Genomic DNA, 9164 nt, shown 5'->3' on the forward strand with positions numbered 1-9164 from the left:
GGTTTCTCCTCTTTCAGGCGGCTGAAAGAGGAGAAACCAGGGCCTCAAAGGTGATCGGGTGGACGCCGTGGATGGGCGGCTCGAGTGGGCGGCTCGGGTGGGCGGCTCGGGTGGACGCCGCGGGTGGGCGGCTCGGGCGGCCGCCGGGGGTCGGCGCTGTGGTCACGCCGGGAGGCGGTCGGCCGGGGCGTCCCAGTCGATGCGGTAGTCCGTGACCCAGTCGTTCGTGGTGCGGGCCGCGGCGCGGCTCACGAGCGGCAGGATCACGCGGTCGCGCAGCACCCGGGTCAGCGGGTTCGGGATCTTCTGGTTCGAGGTGCGCTTCGCCTGGGCGATCAGCCGCTCGACCCGCGTGCGCCGGGCCGCCTCGAAGGCCGCGAACGCGCCGGCCGGGTCGCCGTGGTCGCGCAGGAACCGGGCGAGCAGCACGCCGTCCTCGATCGCGAGCGAGGCGCCCTGCCCGGACGTCGGCGAGATGCCGTGCGCCGCGTCGCCCACGAGCCCGATCGGCCCGCGGTGCCACACGGGCACGCTCGGCAGGTCGAGCGTGTTCCACGGCGCGATGATCTCCGGCGTGGCGGCGAGGATCCGCAGCGCGGGTCCGGCGTCGTCGGCGAAGAGGCGCACCAGCTCCGCGCGCCACCGGTCGGGGGTCCAGACGGCGAGCTCGGCGTCGGTCGCCGCGCGGGCGCGCGGCACGTTCGCGAACCACCAGACGTCGCCCGGGCCGCGGTTCACGTAGGCGAAGAAGGCCCGTCGGCCGAAGATCATGGTGAACACGCCCACAGGGCCGTCCACCGAGATGCCCGAGGCGTAGCCGCCCGTGTTGAGCAGCCCGGTGTAGCGGGGCGGCGGGCAGGCCGGGTCGAGGATCGCCCGGGTGCGCGAGTGCAGGCCGTCGGCCCCGATCAGCAGGTCGCCCTCGACGGTGGTGCCGTCGGCGAACGAGGCGACGACGCCGCCCGCGCCCGCCGCCCCGGCGTCGGTGCCCGCCCCGACCGCCGCGGCGTCGACGAGCCGCCTGCCGTAGTGGATCGGGATGCCCCGGCGCACGGCCTCGTCGCGCAGCCGGACGTAGAGGTCGGATCGCCGGACGGTCTGGCTGACCGTGCCCGCGTCGTCGTCCCGGCCCATCCCGAGGTGGGCCAGGAGTCGTCCGTTCGACCCGCGCAGCTCCAGCGCGGGCGTGTCGAATCCACCGAGGTCGCGGTGGTCGATGTCGAGCACCCGCAGGGCGGCCAGCCCGTTCGGTGCCAGGGTGAGGTAGGCGCCGACGCCGTCCGCGGTGCGGCCGTAGGCCTCGTGGATCTCGGCGTCGATGCCCGCCTTCTGCAGGGCCATGGCGGTCACGGGTCCGGTGATGCCCGCTCCGATGATGATCGCTCTCATGTACTCACCATAAAATGGCTAACCATAAGATGGCAAGGTGTCTCGTCAACAAGCAGCTGCCACCCCGCCGCCTAGGCTGGGCGCCGTGACCCAGGACTCCCGGCCGCGCTCCCCGCTCGCCATGGTGCTGCTCGCGCTGCTCGCCGAGGAGCCGATGCACGCCTACCGCATGCAGCGGCTGATCAAGACGCGGCGCAAGGACGACGTCGTCAACGTGGCCCGCAGCAACAGCGTCTACCAGTCGATCGAGCGCCTGCTGCGCGACGGCCTCATCGAGGTGCACGAGAAGCTCGCGGCCGACGCCGGCCCGGCCCGGATCGTCTACGCCCTGACCCCCGACGGCTCCGCGGCCCTGCGCCGCTGGATGGACGCGGCGCTCGCGACGCCCGCGCGCGAGTTCCCCGAGTTCCGGGCGGTGCTGGCCGTGGTGGCCATCACCGGGCCGGACCTGGTCCGGGACCGGCTCGCGGAGCGCGTCACGGCGCTGGAGGCCGCGCTGGCCGCGGCCGAGCGCGAGGCCGCCGACGCGCAGGAGTGGGGCCTGCCCCGCGTGCTCCTGCTGGAGCACGAGCACCTCCTGGTCACCACGCGCGCGGAGCTGGACTGGGTGCGCGGCGTGGTCGCCGACCTGCGGTCGGGGGCGCTGACGTGGGACACGCAGGAGATGCTGGACTCGCGCCCGCCGGTGTGAGGTCGCGTCCGGGTGATCCGCCTGCTCGGGGCGTGTTCCGGATCGAGGGAACGGGGCGCCGGGCGTAGCATCCGAAGGTGTTCTTTCGGACCGTCGCCACCTCCGCCGCGATCCTGGTCGCGCTGGCCGTCACGGGCGCCGTCGCGGGCCCCGCCTGGGAGCCGGAACCGGTGACCGAGCACCTGCACATGGCCACCTCCTCGACGGCGATCGGGGGTGCCGACCCCGATGCCGGGGAACCCGGTGACTTCGAGGTCCGCGAGACCGCGGTGACCATCCCGCTGGCCGACGGCCGGGAGGTGGGCGGGCTGCTGCGCGAACCGGTGGAGGCGGGCGACCCCGATGCCGGTGACGGTGCCGGCGGGGACACCGGCCGTCCCGGGATCGTGTTCGTGCACGGTGCGGGCACCGGCAAGGCCACCGACGCGTTCACGCTGGCCGCGACCGCGCTCGCGAGCGCGGGGATCACGACGCTGGTGCCGGACAAGCGGCTCGACAACTACTCGACCCGGCACCGCGACTACGAGCAGATGGCGCGCGACTACTCGTGGTCGGTGCGGTTCCTGCGGGAGGTCCCGGGCGTGGACCCGGACGACGTGGGCCTGTACGCCGAGTCGGAGGGCGCGTGGGTGTCGCCGGTGATGATGGTGGACGACCCGCGGCTCGCGTTCCAGGTCCTGGTCTCGGCGCCGGTGGTGCCGCCGCGGCAGCAGGCCGCCTACGCCGTCGACAACTACCTGCGCAACACCGACGTGCCCGGCGGGGTGTTCCGGGCGATCCCGCGTGCGGTGGGCATGAAGGTGCCGGGCGGCGGGTTCGAGTACGCCGACTTTGACGTCCGCCCCTGGCTCCGGGAGCAGGAGGACCCGATCCTCGCGGTCTTCGGCACCAACGACGCCTCGATGCCGCTGGAGCAGGGCACGCGCGAGCTCCTGGCCGACGCCGACGACGTGACGGTGCGGTTCTACGAGCGGGCCAACCACGGCATCAACGTGGAGACGCCCGGCGGGCTGGTGCTGCACCCGGACTTCGCGCGCGACGTCGCCGACTGGGTGCTGGGGCTGCCGGCCACGGCGTCCGCCCCGCCGCAGGTCGCCGGGGCGCAGCCCGAGCAGCTCTACCTCGCGAACCCGGTGCCGCAGCCGCACTGGTACGGCGACGGCGACTGGCTGGTCGGGGTGGTCGTCACCGCCGGCGGTCTGCTGGTCGTGGGTCCGCTGCTGCTGGGCGGCGTGGCCGTCGCGGGCGGCGTTGCCCGACGGCGGTCCGGCCGCCCGGGCGTCCGTCTCGCCCGGGGGCTGCGCGCACCCCTGACGGGGCTGGGTGTCGGGTCGGTCGCGACGATGCTCGGCCTGGCCGCCTACCTCGGGGCGGTCGCGCGGCTGGCCCTGGACTACGAGAAGAACGCCCTGGTGGTGCAGGGCGGCTGGATCGCGGTGCGGCTGCTGGGCCTGGTCGCCGTCGTCGCCGCCGCGCTGCTGCTGAACCGCGTGCGCGACCTGAGGTTGTCGGTGGCAGACCGAGGCCCGGCGGACGCCGGCCGCGCCGGCCCGGTGCCGCCGGACGTCGACCCGGGCTTGGCGGACGCCGTCCGGCCGGAGCCGCACCGTCCCCACCGCGCCGCCGTCGCCGTGGTCTCGACGGGCTTCTGGCTCACGGTGCTGGGCGCGACGGCGCTGCTGGTCACCCTCGCCTACTGGGGTGCGTACCAGCTGGGAATCTGACTTCGGTTCAACAGGCCGGAAACGACCGCACCGGCTCTGCTCGTGGTCGCTGAACGCCTGGTGAACCGGCGTCAGTAGCCGACCTGGACCGCCGCTCCCGCCAGCCGGCGGGCCGGGGCGGCGTCGGGGATCTCGTCCGGCAGCCGCAGGTGCCGCACCTGGTCCACGTGCGTGGTCGTCGCCAGCGCCGCGCTGTACCCAGCCGGTGCGGGCACGTGCGTCAGGTACGGCCGGGGGTGGGGGAGCCGGACCGACGGGTCGGCCGTGACCAGGCTCGGGCGGGGCCCGGTCACGTCGAGGTCCCGCAGGGGGATCGCCAGGCCGTGCCCCGTGAGCTTCGTCGTCGCCTCCTTGCGCGTCCACGACGCGAGCAGCGCGTCCGCGCGGTCGCGGGCCGGGAGACGGCGCCAGGCATGGTGCTCGGCGCGCGAGAGCGCGGCCGCCGCGAGGTCGTCCAGGTCCCGGTCCGCGGGCCGGGCGTCGAGGTTCGCGCCCACCCGGCCGTCGCCGACCACGGCGACCAGCACCCAGGCGCGCGTGTGCGACACCGAGTAGTCGAGCGCCGCGCCCGCGACGTGCGGCCGGCCGTGCTGCGGGTCGCCGCACCGGTCGCACCCGCGCTCCACCACGACCTCCTCCGGGGCGACGCCGAGATACCGAGACAGGATGAGCCGCTGCGCCGCGCGAGACGTCAGGTGGACGTCGCCGGCCAGTGCGTCCAGGCCCACGAGCTGCTCCCGATCCGGTACGGTCAGCAGGCGCGTCCAGGCTTCGCGGCGTCGGACCGGAACGAGCCAGACCTCGCAGGTGCGGGGTGCCGGTGCGGCTGCTGGGTCCATGCGTTCTCCTGTGACCTCGGTGTGCTGCCGGCTGTCGCCGACGGCGGATGTCGCACGCACACCAGATGTGATGGACGTGCGCAGAAATACAGGTGTGACCGGACTCGCCGTGCCACGGCCTGACAGAGCCGGTACCCAACGGGTAGAAACGTGGTGGGCCCCAGCGCCGCCAGCCACACTTCCCCAGTCTCGACCAGCGGCGTTATCGAGGAGTGAACGGATGATGGACCAGCACGCTTCGGAGCGTGACGAGAGAACTTCGGCAGCCGGTGCGGACGACGCCAACGGCGCGCCGACGGAGAGTCTCGGCCACGAGCACGTCGCCACGCTCGCCCCGGAGACCGGGCCCGGTACCGCCGCCGAGGACTCCGGCGAGGTCCGGCCGTTCGCGAACATCGCGGCCGCCGACTACGTGCGGGACGCCATCGCCGCGCTCGCCCTGCTCGTGTCGCTCGCCCTCCCGTGGAACCTCGCCGACCGCTCGGCGGACCGGGTCGAGGTCGTGCTGGCGGTCGCGCTGTCGCTCGCCTCGCTGACCCTGCCCTACCTCGCGCGCTTCGGCGTGCTGCCCGTCACGTGGACCGTGCACTCGACGCGCCGCGCCCGCCTGATCGCCGGGCTCCCGCTCGCCGTGATCGGGCTGGTCCACCTCGTGCTCGACCTGCGCGGCGGCGCGGGCGTCGGCACCGGCCTGGGCCTCGCGCTCGCCGGCGCGGCGCTCGCCGCGACCCCGCGCGACAGCGAGCTCGGGCCCGTCGACCAGGACGGCGCCGTGGTGCGCGCCTGGCGCTTCGGCCTCGCCGGCGTGGGCGCGCTCATCGCCCTGGGCGCCGTCATCTCCACGCTGCTCGCCGAGTTCGCCGACGGCGCGACCCTGGGCGACCGGCTCCTGGCGCCCGTGTGGCTCGCGCTCTCGCTCGGCCTGGTGTGGCTGCTGGTGGGCGGCACCGTGCGGCACGACCGGCCGTCCCGGCTGGTGCTCGTCGCCGTCGGCATCGTGCTCGCGCTCCTGTTCGTCTTCACCTCCGGCGGCGCGCTGACCGGCATGGAGTCCATGCAGCCCGGCGTCACCGACCCGAGCCGGTTCGGCCTGGTGCTGCTCCCGCTCGCCGCCGCCGTGGCGGGCTCGCCCGCCGTGCGCCGCGACCCCGCGGCGGCCGACGCCGAGGAGAGCACCGAGCACGCCGCCGGCGTCTGGGTGCGCGTGGCGATCCGGGCGTTCGACGTCATCGTCCTGCTCGCGGTGTGCAGCGCGCTGGCCGCGCTCGTGCAGCTCATCGACCCCGGCTTCATCGGGTCCGGCGCCGGCGTCACGCTGGTGCTGCGCCTCGTGCTCGGCGTCGTCGTGGCCGGGATCGCCTGGTTCGCGCGCCGCTCCCTCAAGCGCGACCCCAACACGGGCCACGTGCCCGCCGTCGGCGCCGCGTGCGTCGCGGGCGTGCTGGGCCTCGTCGTCGTCATCGCGACGTCGGGCGCGAGCCTGGGCGTGAACCTCGGCGACCTGCTCATGGCGCTCGCCCTGCCCATCGTCGCGGCGAGCGCGCTGATGGTGCCCAAGGCGGTGCGTGAGCACTTCCAGACCGCCGGCATCGGCGGCGAGGCCGACGTCGACCGCACGCAGGCCTACGTGTGGGCCCCGCCGCGCCCGAAGGGCGACAAGGCCCCGCCGGTCACCCTGCCGGAGGAGCCCGTGCGCAGCGCGCCGGAGCTCCGGCGTCCCGCCGAGCCGCGCCGCGTCACCTCGACCGGTGCCGTGCGGACCGTCGCGGGTGCCAGCGCCGCGCAGCGCGGCGTGGCCCCCGTGCAGGCGTCGCAGCCCGCGCAGCCGGTCTCGGGCGAGGTCTCGCTCGGCTCGATGCGGACGGTCGAGGACCTGCCGGCGGCGGCCGCGCCGGTCGACGCGACAGCGACGATGCCCCCGGTCCGCTCAGGCGCGACGCCGGTGGCGGCACAGCCGGCGTCGGACACCCAGCGGACGGCGCACCCCACCGCGCACCCGACCGCGCGCATCCGGCCCGTCGGGAACGGCCAGCAGGCCGCCGCGGAGGGCTCGACCGGGCCCGACGAGGGCCAGGAGCACCCGACACGCCGGGTCGTGACCGGGCAGGGTGCGCAGGGCGCCGCGGCGTCGGACTACGGCTCCGAGTCGGGCCACACCGCGGTGCTGCCGCCCGTCGGCGGCCGGTGGACCCCCGCCGTCGCGCTCGACCCGGCCACGCCGCTCGCGGACCTGGCGAAGATCGTCCAGGAGGCCCCGCACCTGCGCCCGCAGGTCGCGGCGAACCCGTCGACGTACCCGGCGCTGCTGGACTGGCTGGGCGCCCTGGGCGACCCCCAGGTCGACGCGGCCCTCCGCAGCCGCCGCTGACCCCTCCGAAATGTCAGACGTACAGGTCGCTCCGGTGACCCGTACGTCTGGCATGTGTGCGCGGCGCGTCGCTCCTGCACGTGGGGTCAGGTCCGGATCGTGGGCGTGACTGGCGCCCGCGGTCCGGACGAGGGGTACAGTGACGGCGTGCGCCTGACGGTGATCCTTCTCCTTCGCTGCCGCGACGAGGCCTAGACAGGCCGGTCCCTCGTCGCGGAGGCTTGGTGTGCCGGCCAACCTCACCGAGCGAAGGACACATGATGGAGAACAGCATCACCGCCACCACCCCCGGCGGAGTTCACGAGACGACCGTGCACGGCGCAGCAGGCGGGATCATCGAGGACAACCCGCAGCAGACGTCGGGCATGCCAACGCAGAAGTACCGGCCCTTCCACGAGCAGATCAGCCTCGAGCTGCCTGACCGCACCTGGCCGGGCAAGCGCATCGAGAAGGCCCCGCGCTGGTGCGCGGTGGACCTGCGGGACGGCAACCAGGCCCTGATCGAGCCGATGGACGCGGAGCGCAAGCTGCGCATGTTCGAGCTGCTGGTCCAGATGGGCTACAAGGAGATCGAGGTCGGTTTCCCGTCGGCGAGCCAGACCGACTACGACTTCGTCCGCAAGCTGATCGACGAGAACCGGATCCCCGACGACGTGGTGATCCAGGTGCTGACCCAGGCCCGGGCCCACCTCATCGAGCGCACCTACGAGTCGATCACGGGCGCCAAGCAGGCGATCGTGCACCTGTACAACTCGACGTCCGTGCTGCAGCGGGAGGTCGTGTTCCGCTCCGACCAGGACGGCATCGTCGACATCGCGCTCGACGGCGCGAAGCTGTGCCGCAAGCTGGAGGAGACGGTCCCCGGCACGCGGATCTACTACGAGTACTCCCCGGAGTCGTACACCGGCACGGAGCTGGAGTTCGCGGTCCGCATCTGCAACGAGGTCATCGAGGTCTTCGAGCCGACGCCGGAGCGCAAGGTCATCATCAACCTGCCCGCGACCGTCGAGATGGCCACGCCCAACGTGTACGCGGACTCCATCGAGTGGATGAGCCGGCACCTCGCCCACCGCGAGAACGTCATCCTGTCGCTGCACCCGCACAACGACCGCGGCACGGCCGTCGCGGCCGCCGAGCTGGGCTATCTGGCCGGTGCCGACCGCATCGAGGGCTGTCTGTTCGGCAACGGCGAGCGCACCGGCAACGTCGACCTGGTGACCCTGGGCATGAACCTGTTCTCGCAGGGGATCGACCCGCAGATCGACTTCAGCGACATCGACGGCATCCGCCGCACGGTCGAGCACTGCAACCAGATGCCGGTGCACGAGCGGCACCCCTACGTGGGCGACCTGGTGTTCACGGCGTTCTCGGGCTCGCACCAGGACGCCATCAAGAAGGGCTTCGAGCACATGGCCGGGCGGGCCGAGGCCGCCGGTGTGGGCGTCGACGACCTGGACTGGGGCGTGCCGTACCTGCCGATCGACCCGCGCGACGTCGGGCGGTCGTACGAGGCCGTGATCCGCGTGAACTCGCAGTCGGGCAAGGGTGGTGTGTCCTACCTGCTCAAGAGCGAGCACAACCTGGACCTGCCGCGCCGGCTGCAGATCGAGTTCTCGCACGCCGTGCAGAAGGTGACCGACGAGCAGGGCACCGAGGTGACCGGCGCGGACATCTGGCGCATCTTCACCGACGAGTACCTGCCGGTCGAGGAGAACGCGTCGTCCGGCCTGGAGCACTGGGGCCGGCTCACGCTGCGCGGTACTCGCGCCGTCTCGGCCGAGGGCGCGCAGGACACGCTCGAGGTGGACGTGACCGACCGGGGCAAGGAGCTGACCCTGACCGGCACGGGCAACGGCCCGATCGACGCGTTCGTGAACGCGATCGCGCAGGTGGGCGTGGACGTACGGGTGCTCGACTACACCGAGCACGCCCTGTCCGAGGGCGGCGACGCCAGCGCGGCGGCGTACGTCGAGTGCGCGGTGGGCGACGACGTCCTGTGGGGCGTGGGCATCGACCCGTCGATCACGCTGTCGTCCCTGAAAGCGATCGTCTCGGCCGTCAACCGCGCGGAGCGCGCGGCGTCCTAACTCCCGCCCGGCCGCTCGTTGAGTGCTGGGTATCTGCGGGTTTTCCGGCCGGAAACCCGCAGATAC

At 73.8% G+C, this 9164-nt stretch carries 6 protein-coding genes; 4 read left to right on the top strand and 2 right to left on the bottom strand.

Annotated features, from left to right (window positions below; all coding sequences use genetic code 11):
* Nucleotides 1–162 precede the first annotated feature (162 nt).
* Complete coding sequence (locus tag ACFWEJ_RS23960; protein ID WP_377231688.1) at nt 163–1389, bottom strand: FAD-dependent oxidoreductase; 1227 nt, start codon at nt 1387–1389, stop codon at nt 163–165.
* An 85-nt stretch (nt 1390–1474) separates the two neighbouring features.
* On the opposite strand from ACFWEJ_RS23960, the gene ACFWEJ_RS23965 reads away from it, so the two are divergent.
* Both ACFWEJ_RS23965 and ACFWEJ_RS23970 read left to right on the top strand, forming a co-directional pair.
* On the top strand, nt 1475–2080 hold the full coding sequence (locus ACFWEJ_RS23965; protein WP_377231689.1) for a PadR family transcriptional regulator: 606 nt from the start codon (nt 1475–1477) through the stop codon (nt 2078–2080).
* 77 nt (nt 2081–2157) lie between these two features.
* Nucleotides 2158–3804 carry an alpha/beta hydrolase family protein gene (locus ACFWEJ_RS23970; protein WP_377231690.1) on the top strand — a complete coding sequence of 549 codons (1647 nt, stop codon included), beginning with the start codon at nt 2158–2160 and terminating at the stop codon, nt 3802–3804.
* Between the two features lie 71 nt (nt 3805–3875).
* Here ACFWEJ_RS23970 and ACFWEJ_RS23975 read toward each other — a convergent pair whose 3' ends face one another.
* Nucleotides 3876–4643, bottom strand: a complete 768-nt coding sequence (locus ACFWEJ_RS23975) for a 4'-phosphopantetheinyl transferase family protein (protein ID WP_377231691.1) — start codon at nt 4641–4643, stop codon at nt 3876–3878.
* Nucleotides 4644–4866: 223 nt separating this feature from the next.
* Between ACFWEJ_RS23975 and ACFWEJ_RS23980 the strand changes: the two genes are divergently transcribed.
* Complete coding sequence (locus ACFWEJ_RS23980) at nt 4867–7011, top strand: hypothetical protein (protein ID WP_377231692.1); 2145 nt, start codon at nt 4867–4869, stop codon at nt 7009–7011.
* A gap of 257 nt (nt 7012–7268) precedes the next feature.
* Nucleotides 7269–9098, top strand: a complete 1830-nt coding sequence (gene leuA, locus ACFWEJ_RS23985; protein WP_377231693.1) for a 2-isopropylmalate synthase — start codon at nt 7269–7271, stop codon at nt 9096–9098.
* Nucleotides 9099–9164 lie beyond the last annotated feature (66 nt).

Origin of the sequence: Promicromonospora sp. NPDC060204 (assembly GCF_042728455.1) — a bacterium.
Classification (GTDB): domain Bacteria; phylum Actinomycetota; class Actinomycetes; order Actinomycetales; family Cellulomonadaceae; genus Promicromonospora.